The sequence below is a fragment of the Halorubrum trapanicum genome, assembly GCF_002355655.1.
GTDB lineage: Archaea > Halobacteriota > Halobacteria > Halobacteriales > Haloferacaceae > Halorubrum > Halorubrum trapanicum_A.
The window spans coordinates 848751-869289 of sequence record NZ_AP017569.1 but is presented as its reverse complement, the minus strand read 5'-3'; the positions used below and the strand labels follow the sequence as shown (position 1 = coordinate 869289).

Annotated in this window: 19 protein-coding genes; 10 read left to right on the top strand and 9 right to left on the bottom strand. The window is 68.8% G+C overall.

Annotation, left to right across the window (positions count from 1 at the left end; translation table 11 throughout):
- Window positions 1–117: 117 nt before the first annotated feature.
- Window positions 118–477 (top strand): response regulator, encoded by a 360-nt coding sequence (locus tag CPZ01_RS04245; RefSeq protein WP_096393589.1) that lies wholly within the window; start codon window positions 118–120, stop codon window positions 475–477.
- Window positions 478–504: 27 nt separating this feature from the next.
- Here the strand turns inward: CPZ01_RS04245 and CPZ01_RS04240 are convergent, their stop codons facing one another.
- Window positions 505–885: a DUF7522 family protein gene (locus tag CPZ01_RS04240; RefSeq protein ID WP_096393588.1), complete on the bottom strand. Its 381-nt coding sequence runs from the start codon at window positions 883–885 to the stop codon at window positions 505–507.
- Between the two features lie 105 nt (window positions 886–990).
- On the opposite strand from CPZ01_RS04240, the gene aglJ reads away from it, so the two are divergent.
- From aglJ to CPZ01_RS04210, 6 genes are all read left to right on the top strand, one after another.
- Window positions 991–2049: an S-layer glycoprotein N-glycosyltransferase AglJ gene (aglJ, locus tag CPZ01_RS04235; RefSeq protein ID WP_096393587.1), complete on the top strand. Its 1059-nt coding sequence runs from the start codon at window positions 991–993 to the stop codon at window positions 2047–2049.
- Between the two features lie 282 nt (window positions 2050–2331).
- Entirely contained in the window at window positions 2332–4251 is a 1920-nt protein-coding gene (locus CPZ01_RS04230; RefSeq protein WP_096393586.1) for an ABC transporter substrate-binding protein, read from the top strand.
- A gap of 42 nt (window positions 4252–4293) precedes the next feature.
- Window positions 4294–5268 (top strand): ABC transporter permease, encoded by a 975-nt coding sequence (locus tag CPZ01_RS04225; protein ID WP_096393585.1) that lies wholly within the window; start codon window positions 4294–4296, stop codon window positions 5266–5268.
- Window positions 5269–5282: 14 nt separating this feature from the next.
- Window positions 5283–6467: an ABC transporter permease gene (locus CPZ01_RS04220; RefSeq protein ID WP_096393584.1), complete on the top strand. Its 1185-nt coding sequence runs from the start codon at window positions 5283–5285 to the stop codon at window positions 6465–6467.
- Complete coding sequence (locus CPZ01_RS04215) at window positions 6467–7531, top strand: ABC transporter ATP-binding protein (protein ID WP_096393583.1); 1065 nt, start codon at window positions 6467–6469, stop codon at window positions 7529–7531. Before CPZ01_RS04220 ends, CPZ01_RS04215 begins: the two co-directional genes overlap by 1 nt.
- Complete coding sequence (locus CPZ01_RS04210; protein WP_096393582.1) at window positions 7524–8858, top strand: ABC transporter ATP-binding protein; 1335 nt, start codon at window positions 7524–7526, stop codon at window positions 8856–8858. Before CPZ01_RS04215 ends, CPZ01_RS04210 begins: the two co-directional genes overlap by 8 nt.
- A 24-nt stretch (window positions 8859–8882) precedes the next feature.
- On the opposite strand, the gene CPZ01_RS04205 is transcribed toward CPZ01_RS04210, so the two are convergent.
- The 5 genes from CPZ01_RS04205 to tpiA all read right to left on the bottom strand — a co-directional run bounded on the left by CPZ01_RS04205 (window position 8883) and on the right by tpiA (window position 14388).
- Window positions 8883–9635, bottom strand: a complete 753-nt coding sequence (locus CPZ01_RS04205) for an acyl-CoA synthetase family protein (RefSeq protein WP_096393581.1) — start codon at window positions 9633–9635, stop codon at window positions 8883–8885.
- 271 nt (window positions 9636–9906) lie between these two features.
- Window positions 9907–10227, bottom strand: a complete 321-nt coding sequence (locus CPZ01_RS04200) for a cupin domain-containing protein (protein ID WP_096393580.1) — start codon at window positions 10225–10227, stop codon at window positions 9907–9909.
- Window positions 10228–10313: 86 nt separating this feature from the next.
- Window positions 10314–11495, bottom strand: coding sequence for a molecular chaperone DnaJ (gene dnaJ / locus CPZ01_RS04195; RefSeq protein ID WP_096393579.1), 1182 nt, complete (start codon window positions 11493–11495; stop codon window positions 10314–10316).
- Between the two features lie 82 nt (window positions 11496–11577).
- Window positions 11578–13509, bottom strand: a complete 1932-nt coding sequence (gene dnaK / locus CPZ01_RS04190) for a molecular chaperone DnaK (RefSeq protein WP_172863928.1) — start codon at window positions 13507–13509, stop codon at window positions 11578–11580.
- A 234-nt stretch (window positions 13510–13743) separates the two neighbouring features.
- Window positions 13744–14388 (bottom strand): triose-phosphate isomerase, encoded by a 645-nt coding sequence (tpiA, locus tag CPZ01_RS04185; protein ID WP_096393577.1) that lies wholly within the window; start codon window positions 14386–14388, stop codon window positions 13744–13746.
- A gap of 143 nt (window positions 14389–14531) precedes the next feature.
- Between tpiA and CPZ01_RS04180 the strand changes: the two genes are divergently transcribed.
- Window positions 14532–15311 carry a DICT sensory domain-containing protein gene (locus CPZ01_RS04180; RefSeq protein WP_096393576.1) on the top strand — a complete coding sequence of 260 codons (780 nt, stop codon included), beginning with the start codon at window positions 14532–14534 and terminating at the stop codon, window positions 15309–15311.
- A gap of 78 nt (window positions 15312–15389) precedes the next feature.
- On the opposite strand, the gene CPZ01_RS04175 is transcribed toward CPZ01_RS04180, so the two are convergent.
- On the bottom strand, window positions 15390–15926 hold the full coding sequence (locus CPZ01_RS04175; protein ID WP_096393575.1) for a multiprotein bridging factor aMBF1: 537 nt from the start codon (window positions 15924–15926) through the stop codon (window positions 15390–15392).
- 144 nt (window positions 15927–16070) lie between these two features.
- Between CPZ01_RS04175 and aroA the strand changes: the two genes are divergently transcribed.
- Together aroA and CPZ01_RS04165 are read left to right on the top strand one after the other, a co-directional pair.
- Window positions 16071–17456 (top strand): 3-phosphoshikimate 1-carboxyvinyltransferase, encoded by a 1386-nt coding sequence (aroA, locus tag CPZ01_RS04170; RefSeq protein WP_096393574.1) that lies wholly within the window; start codon window positions 16071–16073, stop codon window positions 17454–17456.
- 527 nt (window positions 17457–17983) lie between these two features.
- Window positions 17984–19168, top strand: coding sequence for an ArsA family ATPase (locus CPZ01_RS04165; RefSeq protein ID WP_096393573.1), 1185 nt, complete (start codon window positions 17984–17986; stop codon window positions 19166–19168).
- Between the two features lie 39 nt (window positions 19169–19207).
- Here CPZ01_RS04165 and CPZ01_RS04160 read toward each other — a convergent pair whose 3' ends face one another.
- Together CPZ01_RS04160 and CPZ01_RS04155 are read right to left on the bottom strand one after the other, a co-directional pair.
- Window positions 19208–19843, bottom strand: a complete 636-nt coding sequence (locus CPZ01_RS04160; RefSeq protein WP_096393572.1) for a hypothetical protein — start codon at window positions 19841–19843, stop codon at window positions 19208–19210.
- The gene (locus CPZ01_RS04155) at window positions 19840–20529 is read right to left on the bottom strand and encodes a hypothetical protein (RefSeq protein ID WP_096393571.1); all 690 of its coding nucleotides are present in this window, start codon (window positions 20527–20529) and stop codon (window positions 19840–19842) included. The genes CPZ01_RS04160 and CPZ01_RS04155 overlap by 4 nt, the downstream gene beginning before the upstream one ends.
- Window positions 20530–20539: the final 10 nt, after the last annotated feature.

Below are 20539 nucleotides of genomic sequence, written 5' to 3'. Positions count from 1 at the left end.
GTTGCGAGGGCGTCACATACCGACGCCGAGCTCGTCCCCCGCGCCGGCCCGCGTGTCCCAGCCCGTATCGTGCCGAGCGATCCGCGCGCTTATGTCGGTCTGGCGGGGAGAACGCGTATGACCGAGCGGGTGCTCGTCGTCGACGACTCCTCGTTCCAGCGGACCGTCGTCCGGGACGCGCTGGAAGGCCGGTTCGAGGTCGTCGACGAGGCGGAACACGGCGCAGAGGCGGTCGAGCTCTTCGAAGCGTACGAGCCGGACGCGGTGTCGATGGACGTCGTGATGCCGGAGATGACCGGGATCGAGGCGACCGCGGCGATCAAGGAGCGCTGGCCCGACGCGGTGATCGTGATGTGTACGAGCGTCGACCAGCAGGAGAAGATGATGGAGGCGGTGAAGGCGGGCGCCGACGGGTACGTGACCAAGCCCGTCGACGCCGACGAGCTGGTCGGCGAGTTCGAGAGCCATCTCGGGTGAAGAGCCCTTTTAAATAACTCCCAGTGGTCAGGCGGGATCGAACAACCGGAGGATGGACGCGAGCGCGCTCGCCAGCTCCTCGAAGCGGTCCATCTCCATCGAGTCGGTCGTCACCCAGACGCCGTGGTCGTTAGCGATCACCCGCGTGAGGTAGCCGTTCTCGAACACGCGGACCGTGAACTGGTAGTCGCCGAGCTGCGTGTTGGCGTACATCGACTGCGCGTGGAACCCCTGTCGCTCGTTCTCGGCGAAACCGACCAGGTCGGCGGTCCGGCTCAGATCGCTGCGGAGGTACAGCTGCTCGACGTCTTCCTCCGTGAAGTACGTGAGGCTCCGCAGCTCGTCGCCCGTCGCCGTGCGGGCCGCGCTCAGTAGTTCGTCGGCGCGCTCGTCCGGTGGTTGGGACATACGACCACGATCAATGCTCACATACATGAGCGTGTGGGTGGCCGCAGCGTCGGCCGGCGACCGGGAGGGACAGAGTTTACCGACTCCCCCGTGATCGCTCGCCTGATGAGCGACCACGACGACGTCTGCGTCCTGTTGCCGACGATGAACGAGGCCGAGACGGTCGCACGCGTCGTCACGGACTTCCGCGACGCCGGGTTCGAGGAGGTCTTGGTGATCGACGGCGGCTCGACCGACGAGACGCGGTCGATCGCCCGCGAGGCCGGCGCGCGCGTCGTCGAGCAGTCGGGCCGCGGGAAGGGGCAGGCGGTCAGGGAGGCCGTCCGGGACCACGTCGAGGCCCCGTACGTGCTGATGGCGGACGCCGACGCCACGTACGACGCCGACGACGCCGCGGCGATGCTCGACCCGCTCTTGGACGGCGAGGCCGACCACGTCATCGGGAACCGGTTCGCGGACATGCGCCCGGGCGCGATGACGCGGCTGAACCGGATCGGGAACCGCCTGATCAACCTCGCGTTCCGGGCGATCCACCGCGAGGGCTACCGCGACATCCTCTCGGGGTACCGCGCGTTCACCCGCGAGTCGTTCCTGCGGCTCCACCTCACTGCGGACGGGTTCGGGATCGAGACGGAGATGGCCGTCGAGTGCGTGAAGAACCGCGTCTCGGTCGCCGTGGTCCCGATCACGTACCGGGAGCGACCCGGCGGCTCCGCGACGAACCTCCACCCGATCCGGGACGGCGGCGTGATCTTCCTGGAGCTGTACCGGAAGGCGAAGACGAACAACCCGCTGTTCTACTTCGGGAGCGCCGGCGCGGCCGCGACCGCGGCGGGGCTCGGGATGGGAGGATTCGTGCTCTACCGGTACTTGGCGTTCGGCATCAGCCACCAGATCATCGCCGTCGGCGCGGTCGGCGCGACGATCCTCGGGATCCAGCTGCTCGTGTTCGGCGTGCTCGCCGACATGATCCACTCGCTCCATCGCGAACAGATCGCGCGGTACGAGCGCGCGATCGACGGCGACACGGTCGAGGGGTCGTCGGTCGCTGACGGCGACGGTCCGGCGGTCGCGACCGACGGGAACGCCGAGGCGAGTCGCACGACGCGGACTCCCGGCTCCGAGCCCGACGACGGCACCGGCCGAGACGGCCGCGGCGACTGAGGGACACTCCCGCGACGGGCGAGGGACGGACGGCACCGCACCGCCAACTTCGGAAATCATCCCGGTAAGCGTCGGCTACTCGCGTACGACGCGAGATTGCCTAATCGAGTCAAATTTTGCGACTCCGACGGCGTCGAACTCTCCGATACGCGATGAAATATGCGACTGTGGTCCGATTTTCCCCGTTGGATGCGCCAATTATCAAAACGGATGTAAGATGATCGTCCCCGACAACTGTCCCGAAGTCTGAAGTTTTTTATACACGCACTCGTACTAAATGGTATGCCACATCGAAACATTGAAAATCGTGATGGTTCCCGGCATATCGACCGGCGGCAATGGCTCTCCGCGCTCGGTCTCGCCGGCGCAGTAACGCTCGCTGGCTGTTCCGGAAACGGCGGCGACGGTTCGGACGGCGGCGACGGCTCCGACGGCTCCGACGGCGGCGACGGCATGGACGGCGGCGACGGCGAGAGCCTCGAGGTCCCCGACTTCCCCCGGTTCGGTGTCGACGACCTCTACGGGTCGGAAGTCGCCCGAACGCTTGCGGAGCGCGCCTTCGAGCAGTCCGAGTACGACTACAGCTTCGACGGGGACACGATGGTCAACCCCGACGGAGACCAGGTCGAAATCAACATATACCACAGCGCGGGGGCGGAGACCTCGCAGCTGACGGCGAACTTCATCGCCCAGGAACTCGGCGAGAACCTCGGAATTAACGTCGTCGTCGAGGCCATCGACGGCACGCGGTTCAACAACGAGTACTGGACCGCCGAGCCCCAGGGCGGGACCGACACGGTCAACGGCGAGGAGGTCACGTGGGAGAACCCGACGCCGACGAACCCCGGCCCGCAGTCCGTCACGAGCAACGAGCCGTGGGACATGTCCGTCGTCTTCGGGCTGAACACCTACCCGCTCAACCCGCTCACGAACTCGGCGTTCTTCGACGGTGCCACCGCGTTCTACAACCCGGTCGGCTACTACCCGCAGTTCGACGCGCAGGAGCTGTTCGACCAGGCGCAGCAGGCGTCGAGCGTGGAAGAGCTCCAGCAGGCGTTCGTCGAGATCTTCGAGAACATCGCCTACGAGCAGCCGTACATCACCCTGCTGTTCGGCGACGACCTCGTCGGCTACAACCCCGACCTCGAAGGGCCGATCGAGAACTTCTCGAACGGCTGGAACCTGCCCGCGTGGTACGAGGGCGAGCCGGAGGTCAGCGGTTCCTACGACACGGTCAGCGCGTCGCGGTTCACCACCCTGAACCCGCTGTTCAACACCGAGAACGGCGCCGGCATCGCGATCGGCCGCGCGCTCGATCAGGGGTACACCTTCGACGAGAACCAAGAGGTCTTCCCGCTGCTGTACGACATGTCCACCGAGGACGGCGAGGTGTGGACGTTCGACGTGCGGGAGAATCTCCAGTTCAGCGAGCCGTACGGACAGGTCACCGCCGAGGACTTCGTCTACCTCGTCCAAGAGCTCCACCAGGCCGACTGGGCGCCCACCGCGGCGTCGAGCAGCTGGGACGGCGTCACCGTCGAGCAGACGGGCGAGTTCCAGTTCGAGGCGACGCTCGAGTCCCCGAACATCCTGTGGCCCAAGACGTACGACCCGCTCCTGTACCCGATCCCGAAGGACCTCCTCCAGCCGTACGTCGAGGAGGAGGACGTCCAGGGTCTCGAGCAGGACGAGGAGCTGCTCGAACTCCAGTTCGCCGGGAACCTCGGCGCCTTCGAGCTCACGTCGTGGAACCGCGGCTCCGGAACGGAGTACACCCGTAACGACGAGTACTACCTCCGCGACATCGACGAGGGCCCCGACCTGTTCTCGGAGGGACCGTACTTCGAGTCCGCCTCGATCAGCGTCGTTCGAGAGCAGGCGTCCCGTCTCGGTGCGCTCGAGACCGGCGAGGCCGACTCGGCGGCGATCCCGCCGGAGCAGTACGAGTCGTACCAAGAGAACGAGAGCGTCGACGTCCTCCAGGTCCCGACGCCGTACAACACGATCCTCTCCGTGAACCAGCGCGCGAACGGCTGGAACGCCGGTCCGGGCAACCTCTTCCAGCTGGTCCCGTTCCGTCAGGCGTTGGCGGCGGCGATCAGCAAGCAGGACCTCATCCAGGGCGTCTACCGCGGGCTCGCCTCGACGCACTTCACGTGGCAGCCGCGCTGGTCCCAGTTCTACCCGTCGACGGACGAGTAAGCCCGAACCGCCCCGTTTTCACCTCACCAGTTTAGAAATCACATGGGATTTGGAAGATACGTTAGCGCTCGGGTCCTCTGGGCGGCAGTGGTATCGCTCATTATCGTCACGGTCACGTTCCTGCTGCTCTCGGCCGCCCCGAACCCGGCCGTCCGGCGGGCAGCGACGCAGGCGGCGCTCCAAGGCGGCGACCCGGCCGAGGCCGCCGAGCGGGTCCGCGAGCTGCGCGGACTCAACGAGCCGCTTCACGTCCGGTACTTCGATTACATCCGGAGCGTCTACACGCTCGACTGGGGCTGGTCGGTGAGCACCAGTATGCCCGTGACCGAGGCGGTCACGAACGCGCTGTACTACACCGCGCAGTACTCGATCCCCTGGACGATCCTCACGGTCATCTTGGGGCCGCTCGTCGGCGTCTACTCCGCCGCGAACATGTACAGCTGGAAGGACCACGCGGCGACCGGGTTCGCCTTCTTCGGCTACGCCATCCCGAACTTCTTCTTCGGGATCATCCTGCTACTGATCTTCGGGGTGTGGCTGGAGTGGATACCGATCATCTACAAGACTGAGGTTCCGGTGTTCAGCGTCCAGAACGCGATACAGTTGGCGTTGCCGGTGTTCGTGTTGGTCACCGGATCGATCGGCGCCGTCATGCGCGTCTCCCGGAACGAGTCCGCGGAGTTCCAGAACGCCGACTTCATGAAGACGGCGAAGGCGAAGGGAGTCTCACCGTTCCGTGCGTACGCCTACCACGTCATGCGGCCGACGCTGGTCCCGCTCTCGACGACGCTCGTCGGACAGCTCCTCGCGCTGTTCCTCGGCGCGTCGCTGCTCGTCGAGGTCGTGTTCGGTATCCCCGGGCTCGGACGGTTGACGTACAACGCGCTGATCCAGCAGGACACGAACCTCGTGTTGGGGACGACGCTGTTCTTCACGTTCGTCGCCGTCATCGGGAACCTCATCGAAGACCTCGTGTTCACCGTGCTCGACCCGCGGATCAGCTACGATGACAGGTAACACAACGGAGAACAATGGCAACTGAGAAATCCGAACGATTCGATCAAGTCGACTGGAACGAGCTCTCGCGGTCGGGGCGGTTCGACCTGTCCGTCAACTCGCTCGGGATGCTGCTGACGACGATCCCGCTCGCGCTGCTCGGCGTGTACGACTGGCGGTTCCTCGGTCAGCGGACCCCGACGTTCGAGTTTATCGGTCTCGACAGGACCCTTGAGACGATCGACTTCTTCTTCATCTTCACGCTGTTCCTGGCGTTCTGGTACCTCGTCTTACCGCTGTACCAGAACCCGCGGATGACGCGGTACTACTGGAAGGAGTTCAAGCGCAACCGGCCGGCGATCGTGAGCCTCGGCTGGCTCGGGATCGTGTTCGTCGGCGGGCTCGTCGGGCCGCTGATCCTGAACGCGCCACAACAGGACCTGCTCATCGCCTACCAGCCGCCGGTGTTCACGTCCGTCGTGGACACGACGCCGGCGACCTGCGTCGGAGAGACGATGAACGGCCGGTGTTTCGGCACCTGGCAACACCCGCTCGGAACCACGGGGGGCGGAAAAGACGTGTTCACGATGATCGTCTACGGGATGACGATCAGCATGCAGATCGGGTTCATCACGACGACCATCGTCGCCACCATCGGCATCTCGTTCGGCACGCTGAGCGCGTACGCCGGCGGGTGGGTGGACGAGATCATGATGCGGTTCGTCGACATCATCCTCTCGTTCCCGACGTTCCTGATGTTCCTGCTCATCCTGTACATCTACGGCGCGGGACTGGGCATGTTCATCGTGGTGTTCTCGCTGTTCGCCTGGGGCGGCACCGCCCGGTACATCCGGAGCAAGTCGCTGTCCATCTCCGAAGAGGAGTTCATCAAGGCGAGCCGCATCAGCGGCGCGAGCACGTATCAGGTGATCCGGGGACACGTCGTGCCCAACGCGGCGAGCAGCATCATCACCAATCTCACGCTGCTCATCCCCGGTTTCCTGCTCGCGGAGGCGCAGCTCGCGTTCCTCGGGGTCGGTGACTCGACGGTTCCCTCCTGGGGACAGCTCATCGCCGCCGGCCGGAGCGACCTCTCGTTCGCACCGTGGATCGTGTTAGCGCCCGGTATCGTGCTGTTCCTAACTATCCTCGCGTTCAACTTCCTCGGTGACGCGCTGTTGGACGCGTTGAACCCCGAAGCTGAGGCGGAGAACGCATAATGTCCGGAAACCAACGACTACTCGAGGTCGAAGACCTCACGACGACGTTCAGTACCGACAACGGAACGCTCACCGCGGTCGACGGGATCGACTTCAATGTCGACACCGGCGAGACCGTCTGTATCGTCGGCGAGTCGGGCTCCGGGAAGACGGTCGCGACGGAGTCGATCACCGGGATCATCAACACGCCGCCGGGTGAGATCGAGGGGACGGTCCGGTACAAGGGGCGCGACCTGCTGTCGCTCCCCGAGTCGGAGCTCCGGGAGATCCGCGGCAACGAGATCGCGCACATCTTCCAGAACCCGCAGGAGGCGATGAACCACTGCTACACCGTCGGGTGGCAGATCACCGAGGCGCTCCAGATTCACCAGGACGTCTCCGACGAGGAGGCCCGCGCGAAGGCGGTCGACCTCATGGACCGCGTCGGGATCGCGAACGCGAGTTCGCGGTTCGACGACTACCCGCACGAGTTCTCCGGCGGCCAGAAGCAGCGCGTGATGATCGCGATGGCGCTCGTCGGCGACCCCGACCTGCTCATCGCCGACGAGCCCACGACGGCGCTCGACGTGACGGTTCAAGCGCAGATCCTGAAGCTCCTCAACGACCTCCAAGAGGAGTTCGAGATGGGAATCCTGTTCGTCACGCACGACCTCGGCGTCGTCGCGGAGATCGCCGACCGGATCGTCGTGATGTACGCCGGCAAGGTGATGGAGCGAGGCGGCGTCCTCGACATCTTCGACCACCCCGCGCACCCGTACACCCAACAGCTGTTGGAGTGTCTCCCGGAGTTCGGCGGGAGCGGGGGCGGGATACCGGGAACGCTTCCGGACCCGCACAACCCGCCGGACGGCTGCCGGTTCGCGCCTCGTTGCGAGTACGCAGAAGAGGCGTGTCGCACCGGCGATCAGCCGGAGGAGATCGAGGTCGCACCCGACCAACACGTCTCCTGCGTCCACTACGGGCCGGGCGGCAACCCCTCGATCGTCAGAAGCGAGGGGCTCGGGCCCGGCGACGAGCCCGGCGCGGCCGACGGCGACAGCGAGGTGGGTCCCGCCGATGACTGAGCCGTTGCTTTCGGTCCGCGACCTGAAGAAGCACTACCCGATCCGGAAGGGGATCTTCAACCGGAAGGTCGGCGCCGCGCGCGCCGTCGACGGGATCAGCTTCGACATCGCGGAGGGCGAGACGCTGGGACTCGTCGGCGAGTCCGGCTGCGGGAAGTCCACCGCGGCGAGCTCCGTCATCCACCTCGAGGAGCCGACCTCGGGCGAGGTCATTTTCAACGGGAACGGTCGCGAGGGCGCGACGCGCAATCCCGACGGGACCCACCCCAACGACGTGACGAAGTTCGACGACGACGAGATGATGGAGTTCCGACGGGGCGCCCAGATGATCTTCCAGGACCCGTCTTCGAGCTTCGACCCGCGGGTGTCGGTGGGGAACGCGGTCGGCGAACTCCTCAAGGTTCACGGCATGAGCGACCGCCACCGACGCCGAGCGATCGTCGAGGACCTGCTCGAACGCGTCGGGCTCTCGGCGAGCGACTTCGACCGGTATCCGCACGAGTTCTCCGGCGGGCAGAAACAGCGGATCGCGCTCGCGCGGGCGCTCGTGCTGAACCCGGACCTCATCATCGCCGACGAGCCGGTGAGCGCCCTCGACGTCTCCATCCAGGCGGAGATCCTCTCGCTGATCAACGACCTCCAAGACGAGTTCGGGCTGTCGCTGCTGTTCATCAGTCACGACATGTCCGTCATCCGCCAGATCTGCGACCGCGTGGCCGTGATGTACCTCGGCGAGATCGTCGAGGTCGGGCCGGTCGAGGAGATATTCACCAACCCGCAACACCCGTACACGGAGGCGCTGCTGTCGTCGATTCCGACGCCGGACCCGCGCGCGAGCGTCGGCGGCATCGAACTGAAGGGGACCGTCCCCAGCCCGACGAACCCGCCGAGCGGCTGCCGGTTCCACACGCGGTGTCACAAGGTGATCCAGCCGGACGGCGTCGACATCGACCAGGAAGACTGGCGCGGCCTGTTGAACTTCCGCGATAAGGTCAACACCGGCGAGATCGACGTCGAAGGGGTTCGCGAGAACGTCGCCGCCAGCGGGACCGAGCCGACGGACGCCGAGATACAGACGGAGATCCGGCGGGAGTTCGACATCGGCGAGACGGTCGACGACCCCGAACTCGAACGGACGCTCTCGGAGGCGCTCGACCTGCTCATCGATGGCGACGAGGAGCGGGCGGGAAGCATTCTGTCGGACGCGATCACGACACCGTGCGCCGAGACCGTGCCCGAACGCACGGCCCACACGGCCGACCACGAGTCCGCCTGCCTCCTCCACGAGGAGCGGACGCCCGCGGAGCCGAACCCAGCGGACGACTGATCCGGGCGCGATCCGGACCGGAGTTTACTCGGCCGCCGACCCGATCGACGCCGGATCGACCCGGCGCGGTTCGGGGACGTCGACGCCCGCCGGAGCCGCCGCCACGTCCCCGCGTGGGTCGTCGGCCGACTCGCCGTCGCCGCTCGGCGGCGCGAGCACTGCCGTCGCACCGACCGAGAGCGGTGCGACGAGCCCGGCCGCGAGCGCCGGCGAGTCGGAGAAGGGGCGGCGGAGGACGACCCGCGTCTCCTCGTCCATCGCGCCGGCCTCGAAGGCGGCCGCGGCGATCGAACACAGGTCGCGGTGGCTGACCGTCCGACCGGGCCCGACGATCGCGGCGTCGTCCGGTTCCACGTCGCTCGGCGGCATCCCGGGGTTCTCGCTCCACAGCTCCTGCTCCCAGTGCGTGGTCTCGGGCCGCTCCGGCGGCCCGCCGAACGCGGCGAGGTTCGTGCCCGGCGCCGGATCGAGGGCAGCGGCGGTCGCGACCGGCGCGAGCACGACCCGGTCGCCGGCCTCGATTCCCGCCGCCGGGTCGAACCGGACCGGCGCGCCGACGGCGGCCGCGCCGAGGAACGCGAGCGTCGTGTGAAAGCCCGGCGTCGGGTCGACGGCGACCGTCGCGCCCCTGCGGACGCCGAGGTACCGGAGCACGTTCGCCGCCTTGTAGCCGTTCGTGATCAGGTCGTGGTGGGTCCGCTCTCGACCGTCCGCCGTGACGAGCGCCGTATCGCGGGTGCGCCGGTCGCGCGCGAGCAGGTCCCCGACGAGTTCCATACGCTGTTCTCGGGGCGCGCGAGCCTTAACGCTGCGGCGTCGACGAGAAGCGTCCCCGACCGCACCGGGCCGAGTCGCGACCGGCGTCAGGGTGCGCCGGCGATGACTATCATCGAGCCGGCGTCAGGGTGCGCCGGCGATGACTATCATCGAGCCGGCGTCAGGGTGCGCCGGCGATGACTATCATCGAGCCGGCGTCAGGGTGCGCCGGCGATGACTATCATCGAGCCGGCGTCAGGGTGCGCCGGCGATGACCATCATCGAGCCGGCGTCAGGGTGCGCCGGCGATGACCATCTTCGAGCCGTCGGCCGAGAAGGTGAGGTCGCGGGTGGATCCGGGGTCGACGCGGACCGCGTCACCGGGATCGAGGTCGAGGGCATCCCCGTCGACGGTGAGCGTCGCCTCGCCGCCGAGCAGCACGTACACCTCCTCGTGGTCGCCGTCGGCGTGATCGTGTTCCATCCCCTCCCAGCCGTCGTCGGCCTCGACGACGGTCACGCCGAGGTGCTCGCAGTCGAGCGCGTCACGGAGGAAGTACATGCCGGGCGCGCGCGGTTCGACGTCGTCGTAGGCCGTCGTGTCGTAGCCCATGCGTCGGTGATGGACCCGGAAGACGGAAAAGCTACGGGCAGCGGAAGTCGAGGCTGCTCCGAGTTCCGGACCGGAAACGCACCCGCTCAGAAGGAGCTCTTCAGCTTCTCGAAGAAGCCGCCGCCGACGTCGATGTCCTCGCCGCCGGCCTCGGCGAACGCCTCCAGCGCCTCGCGCTGTTCCTCGTTGAGCGACTCGGGAACGACGACCCCGACCTGGACGTAGAGGTCGCCGCGGCCGCGGCGACGGAGCCGCGGCATCCCCTTCCCCTGAAGCCGGAACGTCTCGCCGCTCTGGGTGCCGGCGGGGACGTCCATCTCGACGCTGCCGTCGACCGTCTCCACCTCGACGGTGTCGCCGAAGACCGCCTGCGGGAAGGAGACCGCCTCGTTGACGCGGAGGTCGTCGCCGTCGCGCTCGAACCGGTCGCCGGTGTCGACGTCGACCTCGATGAGCAGGTCGCCCTTCGGGCCGCCGTTCTCGCCGGGCGCGCCCTCGCGCTCCATCCGGAGGCTCTGCCCCGAACGGATGCCGGCCGGGATCTCGACGGAGAGCGTCGCCTCCTCGCGGACGACGCCGTCGCCGCCGCAGTCGGCGCAGTCCTCGCTGTACAGCTCTCCCTCGCCCTCGCAGCGAGGGCACGTCGACGTCTGCTGGACGCGCCCGAGCGGCGTCTGCTGGACCTGCTGGACCTGTCCGCGACCGTTACACTGCGGGCACGTCTCCACGTCCGCGTCCGGGGGATGCCCCGCGCCGTCGCAGGTGGCGCAGGTGGTCGGCCGCGTGAGCGTGACCTCCTTGGTCGCGCCCTCGAACGCCGCTTCGAGATCGATCGTCAGCCCCGTCTTGAGGTCGCGCCCCTGTCGCGGGCGGTTGCCGCCGCCACCGCCGCCGCGGCCGCGACCGCCACCGCCGCCGAAGAACTGGTTGAAGATGTCCTCGAACCCTCCCGCGCCGCCCGCGCCGCCCGCGCCCCCGAAGGGGCCGCCGGGGCCGCCGGGGCCGCCGGGGCCGCCGCCACCGCCGGTCGCACCGCGCTTGTCGGCCTCGGTGAACCGGTCGTGGCCCATCTGGTCGTACTGCTGGCGCTTCTGCTCGTCGGTGAGAACCTCCTTGGCCTTCTGGATCTTCTTGAACCGCTCCTCGGCGTTCTCGTCGTCGCTGACGTCGGGGTGGTGTTTCGCGGCCTGCTTGCGGTACGCCTTCTGTATCTCCTCCTCGCTGGCGTCCCGCGACACGCCGAGGACGTCGTAGAAATCTTCGCTCATGCGTTGCGTTCGTTGAGTGGTGTTGATCGACGGGTCGATTTAAGCGGCGGGGTCGAGGCGTCGAAGGCCGGGTCGGCGAGGGTTACTCCTCGTCGTCGTCGTCCACGTCCTCGAAGTCGGCGTCGACGTACTCCTCGTCGTCCGCGTCGGCGCCGGGACCGGCACCGCCGGGGCCCGCCGCGCCGCCCGGACCGCCGGCACCGCCCATGCCGCCCATACCGCCGGGACCGGCGCCGCCGGCGCCGCCCGGACCGGCCTGCGCGGCCTGGCCCTCGTACATCTGCTTGCCGATCTCTTGGAGCTCCTCGGTGAGCGCCTCGGTGGCGGACTCGATCTCGTCGGTGTCGGCGTCCTCGTCTTCGAGCACGTCCTCGACGTCCTCGATGGCCGCCTCGATGTCGGCGACGAGCTCGTCGTCGTCGAGCTCTTCCTCGTTCTCCTCGAGCAGGGTCTCGGCGCGCTGGATCGTCGTCTCGGCCTCGTTGCGGGCCTCGATCCGCTCGCGGCGGGCCTCGTCCTCCTCCTTGTGTTTCTCGGCTTCCTCCTGCATCTGGTCGATCTCCTCGTCGGAGAGGCCGACGCCCCCCTCGATGGTGATCGACTCGGCGTTGCCCGAGCCCTGGTCTTCGGCCTCGACGTTGACGATGCCGTTCTCGTCGATGTTGAACGAGACCTCGATCTGCGGGGTTCCGGCGGGCGCCGGCGGGATGCCGGAGAGCTGGAACGCGCCGAGCAGCTCGTTCTCCTCGGCGATCTCGCGTTCGCCCTGGAAGACGCGGACGTTGACGGAGGTCTGGTTGTCCGCGGCCGTGGTGAACACCTTCGACTCCTCTGTGGGGATCGTGGTGTTCTTCTCGATGAGCCGCTCGAAGAGGCCGCCCTTCACCTCGATCCCCAGCGAGAGCGGGGTGACGTCCAGCAGCACGATGTCGTCGACGTCGCCGGAGAGCACGCCGCCCTGGACCGCCGCGCCGAGCGCGACCGCCTCGTCGGGGTTGACGTTCTTCTTCGGCTCCTGCCCGACGAGCTCCTCGACCTGCTCTTGGACCTGCGGCATCCGGGTGGAGCCGCCGACGAGGATGACCTCGTCGATGTCGGACTTCGAGTAGTCGGCGTCGGAGAGCGCCTGCTCCGTCGGCTCGACGGTGCGCTCGATGAGGTCCGACGTGAGGTTCTCGAACGTCGCGCGGGTGACTGACTGTTCGAGGTGGACCGGCCCGCTGTCGGTCGCGGTGACGAAGGGGAGGTTGACCGTGGTCTCCTTCTTGTTCGACAGCTCGATCTTCGCCTCCTCGGCGGCGTCCTTCAGCCGCTGGAGCGCCTGCCGGTCGTCGCGGAGGTCGATCCCATGGTCGTTCTGGAACTCGTCGGCGAGGTGGTCGATGAGCGCCTCGTCCCAGTCGTCGCCGCCGAGGTCGTTGTCCCCGTTCGTGGCGACGACCTCGTAGACGCCGCCGCCCAGGTCGAGGACCGACACGTCGAACGTCCCGCCCCCGAGGTCGTACACAAGGACCGTCTGGTCGGACTCGTCGTCCAGGCCGTACGCCATGGAGGCCGCGGTCGGCTCGTTGACGATGCGTTCGACCTCGAAGCCGGCGATCTCGCCGGCGTCTTTGGTCGCCTGCCGCTGCTTGTCGTTGAAGTACGCGGGGACGGTGATCACCGCCTTCTCGACGTCGTCGCCGAGGTACTCCTCGGCGTCGCGTTTGATCTTCTGGAGGATCATCGCCGAGACCTGCTCCGGCGTGTACTCCTCGTCGCCGATCTCGACGGTGTAGCCGTCCTCGCCCATGTGCCGCTTGATCGACTGGATCGTGCGGTCGGGGTTCTGGACGGCCTGGTTCTTCGCCGGCTTGCCGACGAGGCGCTCGCCGTCGTCGGCGAAGGCGACGACCGACGGAGTGGTTCGGTCGCCCTCGGCGTTGGCGATGATCTCGGGCTCGTCGCCCTCCATCACCGCGAACGCGGAGTTGGTGGTACCGAGGTCGATACCGAGAATCTTGTTGCTCGCCATCTTGCTCATAGGTAGCGGCTTGTTTCGGTTAAAGGTTACTAGATGCTGCCATTCGCCGGAACGAGAGAACCCGCCGCTGTCGTGCGATTTCTCGATCGTGTGAGTCGCTCACATCGGTGTCTTTATACAGATCCGCAAACGCAGCGCCCCTCGGAATCGGTCGCGGAGGGTTCTGGAGTGCGGGCGCGGACGTACTTCGCCGAAGTCGTGTCGCTGAGGCCCCGGACAGCAGATTCAGATCCCGCTCACGAGGTCCTCGAGCACGGCCTCGGGGTCGTCCGCCTTCGCGACGCCGGAGGCCAGCAGGACGCCGGCGGCGCCGAGTTCGCCGGCGGTCGACACGTCCTCGCCGGTCGAGACGCCGGCGCCGCAGAACACGTCGACCGCGGGGTCGACGGCCTCGGCGGCCGCGACCGCGTCCTCGACGATCCCCGGGTCCGCGGTCGCGACGGAGATGTCACCGCCGATGAGTTCGGGAGGCTCGACGGCGACCGCGTCGGGGCCGAGCGCGGCGGCGGCGCCGACCTGCGCGGGGTTGTTCGCGCAGACGATCGTCTCCAGGTTCGCGCGCTCGGCGGCGCGCACGGAGCCGTCGACGTCGGCGAGCTTCAGCCGGTTCTCCGAGTGGTTGATCAGCGTGCCCTCGGCGCCGTTGTCGGCGACGGCCTCGGCCAAGGTTGAGCCGGTGTGCGAGCCGTGCGCGTTCGGCGAGACGTGCTGGGCCCACGTCTCGACGCCGGTGTCTGCGACGCGGGCGACGTCGGCCGCCTGCGGCGAGACGGCGATCCGCGCGCCGGACGCCTCGGCGACGTCGCGGGCCGCGGTCGCTACCTCGATCGGGTCGCACGGGTACGCCTTGAGGTTCACCAGGATGAACATACGCCCACTCGGGTGGCGCGGCGCAAATAGGTTCGTGCTTCGCGCTCGCTCGGCACGTCCCCCGGTACCGGTTCCGGAGGGTCCTTCTCGGTCCCGAGAGCAGAAACGACCTTATACCCCGATGCTGTGGGTCCGGGCAAGGGATGTCCCTCATCGAGCTCATCGCTGGCGTGGAGGCGCACGAGGCCACGCTAACCGTGTTCAACGCCGACCCGGCGGTGACGGACGAACTCCGGGAGCACTTCGCCGACCGCAACGTCCGGATCGTCGACGACCAGACCGCCTCCGGGCCAGAGGAGTTCGCCGTGCTGGCGCGGGACGGAGAGTTCGTCACGGCCGCGACCGTCGACGACCTGTTGTCGCGGCCCGGCGGGGACGGATCGGAGGACACGAGGGGCGGGGGCGACGCTCCGGGAGTCGCGGGCGGAGGCGGGGACCGCGTCGGGCGGCCGGTGTTGGACCACCTCGACGAGACGATGTTCACCTCCTACTCGCGCGAGGACATGGTCGCCGCGTCGCGGGAGATCGAGGACCGCGCCTGGCGGGTCGGCGACGGGGCGCTCCACGCGGGGTTCCAGACGCTCGACGTGCTCACCGGCGAGGCGGACACCTACGACCTGCTCGGCGAGAAGGAGCGGCTCGACGTCCACGCGTACGCCGCCGACGAGGGGGAGGCGCCCGACGTCGAACACTACACGGTCCACGTCGGCGAGACCGCAGAGATCCGCGAGACGTGGTTCGTCGCGTACGACGGCGGCGGCTACGAGGACGCGAAGTGCGCGCTGCTCGCCGAGGAGCGCGCGCCCGGCGAGTTCTACGGGTTCTGGAGCTACGACCCCGAGACGGTCGACTACATCATCGACTACCTCACCGAGCGGTACGGGGGGTCGGAGCAGACGGACGAGGGCGGCGCGACGGCGTGACCGCCGCGAACGTCCGCCGATCCGCTCGTCGGAACTCGGCGGTACGTCGGAAAGAGAGCGCGGGCGACGGCCCGGTGGCTAATCCTTCCGCTTGACGACGTCGCCGAGCGTCATCGTGCCCGCGTCGTTCGTCTCCCAGTCGGCGTCGTCGGACGACTGCCCCTCGACTAAGGAGATGTCGAGCGCGCGTTCGAGCTTGCGCTGGACCTCGTCGGTCGGGAGCGTGTCGCTGCGTTCGAGCTTCCGGATGAGACTCGCCTTCTCGTTGAGCTGGTCGGCCAGCTCCTCCTGGCTCACGCCACGCGACTCCCGCGCCTCGCGGATCCGCTCGTCGTAGTCGGTGGCGATCTCGTCCATGTCGTCGAACATGTCGCGGGGGCGGGTCGACCCGCCGGAGCTCCCGGACCCGCTCGACGAGCCGGACGAGCCGGACGACGAGGACGACTTCCCGGTGCTGGAGCTGGTGGAGTACTTGCCGCCGCCGGAGCTCGTCGACTCGTCGCGGACCTCGGTGCCGAAGTCCGTACACGAGCTACAGAGCTCCAGCTCGGCGCCTTCGACCTTCGTCGTCGTCAGCGAGGCCTCCTCGGCGCCGCACATCTCACACTGGGGCATACGCGACGCTAGCGCTCCCGATGGTATAAAGGGTGTGCCGCGGCGCCGCGGTGGGGGTCCGGGACGTGTCGCCCGCTGAGCCGTCCCGGCCGCAATCGTGCCGCGGTCGGTACCGACTTGTCGCCCCGGCCGGCAGAGTGGGGTATGGACGTTCACGTCACGCGCTCGGAGCTCCGAGGGACCGCCCGCGCGCCGCCGTCGAAGAGCTACACTCACCGCGCGCTGCTCGCGGCCGGCTACAGCGACGGCGCGACCGTCGAGTCGCCGCTGGTCTCCGCCGACACGCGGGCGACCGCCCGCGCGGTGACCGCGTTCGGCGGGTCGGTCGCGCCGGCCGGGAGCGAGCGCGGCGGCGACGGCGCGGCCGAGATCCCGAGCGACGCCGACGCGCTCGCGGTCGAGGGGTTCGACGGCCGCCCCGAAGTGCCCGACGACGTGATCGACTGCGCGAACTCGGGGACGACGATGCGGCTCGTCACCGCCGCGGCCGCGCTCGCGGACGGCACGACCGTCCTCACCGGCGACGGCTCTCTCCGATCGCGGCCGCAGGGCCCGCTCCTCGACGCGCTCGCCGACCTCGGCGTGCGCGCGGAGTCGACCCGCGGCAACGGACAGGCGCCGCTCGTCGTTACCGGCCCGCTCGAAGGCGGCGCGGTCGCCATCCCTGGCGACGTCTCCTCGCAGTACGTCACCGCGCTGCTGATGGCCGGCGCGGTCACCGACGAGGGGGTCGAGGTCGAGCTCACGACCGAGCTCAAGTCGGCGCCGTACGTCGACATCACGCTCGAACTGCTCGCCGACTTCGGCGTCGAGGTGACGCCGATAGACGAGGCCGGCGATTCCCTCGACGGCGCCGCGGGCGCCGCGGGTTTCTCGGTCCCGGGCGGGCAGACCTACGAGCCCGCGGGCGGCAGCTACGCCGTGCCGGGCGACTTCTCGTCCATCTCGTACCTGCTCGCCGCTGGCGCGGTCGCGGCCGCGCCCGACGAGCCGCTCCGGATCGCGGGCGCGCGGCCGAGCGCACAGGGCGACGCCGCCATCGTCGATATCGTCGAAGAGATGGGCGCGCCCGTCGACTGGGACCGCGAGGCCGGCGAGATAGCGGTCGAGCGTGCCGACCTCTCCGGCGTGACCGTCGACGTGGGCGACACGCCGGACCTGCTCCCGACGATCGCCGCGCTCGGCGCGGTCGCGGACGGCGACACGCGGATCGAGAACTGCGAGCACGTCCGCTACAAGGAGACCGACCGCGTCTCGGCGATGGCCGAGGAGCTCGGAAAGATGGGCGCGGAGACGACCGAAGAACCCGACGCCCTCACGGTCCACGGCTCGGAGAGCGATCTCAAGGGAGCCACCGTCGACGGCCGCGCCGACCACCGGATCGCGATGGCGCTGTCCGTCGCCGCGCTCGCCGTCGAGGGCACGACGACCGTCCGCGGCGCCGAACACGTCGACGTCTCGTTCCCCGGCTTCTTCGACGCGATGGCCGACCTCGGGATGGACGTCGAGCGCGACGGTGCGATCGAATAATCCTTTATAAATAAACGGCGGTGCGGCGGCGCGTGCCTGCGAGCGGCCGCCCCCGGCGGCCGCGAGGAGCACGCGCGAGGGAGTCGGTCGCCCGGAGCAACGCGGAGGGCGACCGACGAGGCTGGGGAGGCGTGAGGCGCGGTTGCTGTGCGGTGCGGGGCGGGACTCAAAGGGGCAGTCGCGAGGGCGGCGCAGGCGACGTAAGCACCGCAGGAACGAGCGAAGCGAGTGACGAGGAGCGCAGCGAGCGTGCGCCGCCCTCGCGACTGGGGCTTTGGAGGTGTTCGCTGTCGATCCGTACTCGACCATTTATAAATTGGTTGCTAGGGATTTGGCAGTGTTCTCTGCCGATCCGCGATCGACTATTTATAAGTGAGAGACTGAGCCTCTGGGAGCGCTCGCCGTCGCTCCGTACTCAACTATTTATAAATAATTGAATGGTTATTCGAGTGAGTTCGCCGCGGAAACGACGTCGATAGCTTATCGGGACCGACGGGTACACAAGCCCGCCGGAACGACACGCTACCATGGACGACATCGACGTCGAACCCGTCGACCGGGTCGACGAGCCCGAAGACGAGACCGCCGTCGAGCCGGCGGAAGACGACGAATCCCTCGCTGTCGACGAGGACCTCGCCGACCTCCCGGCGGGCGTCGACGCGCCCGACTACGTGCTGTACGGCGGGAAGGGCGGCGTCGGGAAGACGACGATGGCGGCCGCGACGGGGCTCGCCTCGGCCGCGGGCGGCGTCCGCACGCTCGTCGTCTCCACGGACCCGGCGCACTCGCTGTCCGACACCTATGAAACCGACATCCCCGCCGAGCCGGCGCGCATCCGCGAGGACGTGCCCCTCTACGCCGCCGAGATAGACCCCGACGCCGCGATGGACGAGGGGATGTTCGGCGCCGACGGCGACCCCCTCGGCGGGCTCGGAGAGATGGGCGACGCGATGGGCGGGATGGGCGGCGACGGGCCGATGGGCGGCGCGGGCGGCGCCGACGCCGGGGCGGCGGGCGAGGGCGGCGAGGGGCTCGGCGGCCTCCTCGGCGGGACGATGCCCGGCGCCGACGAGGCGGCGGCGATGCGCCAGCTGCTGGAGTACCTCGACGACCCCCGGTTCGACCGCGTCGTCGTCGACACCGCCCCGACGGGCCACACCCTCCGGCTGCTCCAGCTGCCGGAGATCATGGACTCGATGCTCGGCCGCGTGATGAAGCTCCGCCAGCGCTTCTCCGGCATGATGGACGGGATCAAGGGGATGTTCGGCGGGGGCGACGACGACCCCGACCCCTCGGCCGACCTGGAGGAGCTCCGCGAGCGCATCGAACGCCTGCGGGCCGTCCTGCGCGACCCCGCGAAGACCGACTTCCGCGTCGTGATGATCCCCGAGGAGATGAGCGTCGTCGAGTCCGAGCGGCTCGTCGCCCGACTCGACGAGTTCGGGATTCCGGTGAACACGCTGATCGTCAACCGCGTGATGGAGGGCGTCGGCGACGTGACCGGCGGGGACAGCGGGATCGACCCCGACTGGGTCGTCGAGCCGAACCCCGACACCTGCGAGTTCTGCGCGCGACGCTGGGAGGTCCAACAGAACGCGCTCCGCGAGGCCACCGACCTGTTCCGCGGGCGCGACGTGAAACGAGTTCCCCTCCTCGCGAACGAGGTGCGCGGCGAGGCCGCGCTGCGGGTCGTGGCGGCCTGTCTGAACTGAGGGGCCGGGGCGGCTTGGCCCGGCCCACTCCCGTCGTCGCTACTCGGGCGCGCTCCCGAGCAGCCGGTCCCGGACCAGTTCCGCGACGCCGGTGAGGTGCGCCTGTCCGAAGAGGCCGACGAGGACCGCGCCCGCGGTGTTGTACGTCAGGTCGAGCACGGTGTCGTCGAGGCCGTGCTGCGCGAGCGGCATGTCGATGCCCGTCTCGGTCGCGACGATGTCGAGCCCGAACTCGAACAGCTCCCAGAGCACGCCGAACGCGAGCACGACGACGACGATGAAGACGAACGCGAACCGCGCGGGGATGCGGATCCCGTCGCTGTGGAGGTCGACGGCCCGGATCGTCGTGTACCCGACCGCGGCGACCAGCGAGGCCGACAGCGCGTGCGTCATGTGGTCCCACCACTCGACGCGGGCGTAGAACCCGGCGGACCCGACGGTGTGGAGGAACACCGCCATCGTGATCCACAGGGCGAGCCACGGGTCGAGGGGCAGGTCGTACCGCCGTTCGAGCGCCGCCGGGACCAGCGTGACGAGGAAGGCGATGATCCCGTTGCTTATCGCCTTCCCCTCGCCCGCGAGGAAGCCGTAGGCGACGATGCCGACGAGGAGGACCTGCATCGCGCCCGTGAGGCGCCGCTGCGACCGGATGGAGGGGCGCGGGAGCAGCGTCATCGGCGGATCACCCGCCGGATGACGCGACGGAGGCGGCGTCCGCGCCCCCGGAAGTACCCGTCGAAGAGGAGCCCGGCCGCGAGCCCAGCCAGCGTGACGTAGATCCACTCGATCATCAGCGCGTCGTTCGTCGTCAGGAACTCGGTGCCGACGCGCCGGTCGAGGTTCCACCGCAGCACCGTCCACACCGCCGCCGTCGCCAGCGTCGCCATCACGACGAACGCGACCGCGAACCAGTGCGTGAGCCGCAGCGACGTGAACATGTGGAGGTCGACGGCGATCACGAGCGCCAGCGCCGCGATGGCGACGTACGTCGCGAACGTCCCCAGTTCGCCGCCGAAGACCGCGCGCACGAGGACCGGCAGCAGCGCGAGGCCGACCAGTTCGGCCGGGAGCATCGCCCGCCAGTCGCGCGCCGCCGCGGTCGGCGCGAGCACGACCGCGCCGAGCCCGACGACGATCGCCGCCGAGAGGAGGTCGTACTCCAGCGCGCTCTCGACGAGGATCCCCGCCAGGACCGCGATCGTCGCCCACGCGACGATCGCGTTGAACCGGCCGTCGCGGACCAGCTCCGTCAGTCGGTCCTCGACCGCCTCCAACCTGTCGGCCAGATCCTCGTCGTGTTCCGCGTCACCGACGTCCGCCTCGGAGCCGGCGTCGGCGTCGCGGCGTCGGTCTCCGTCCATGTCCGGTACG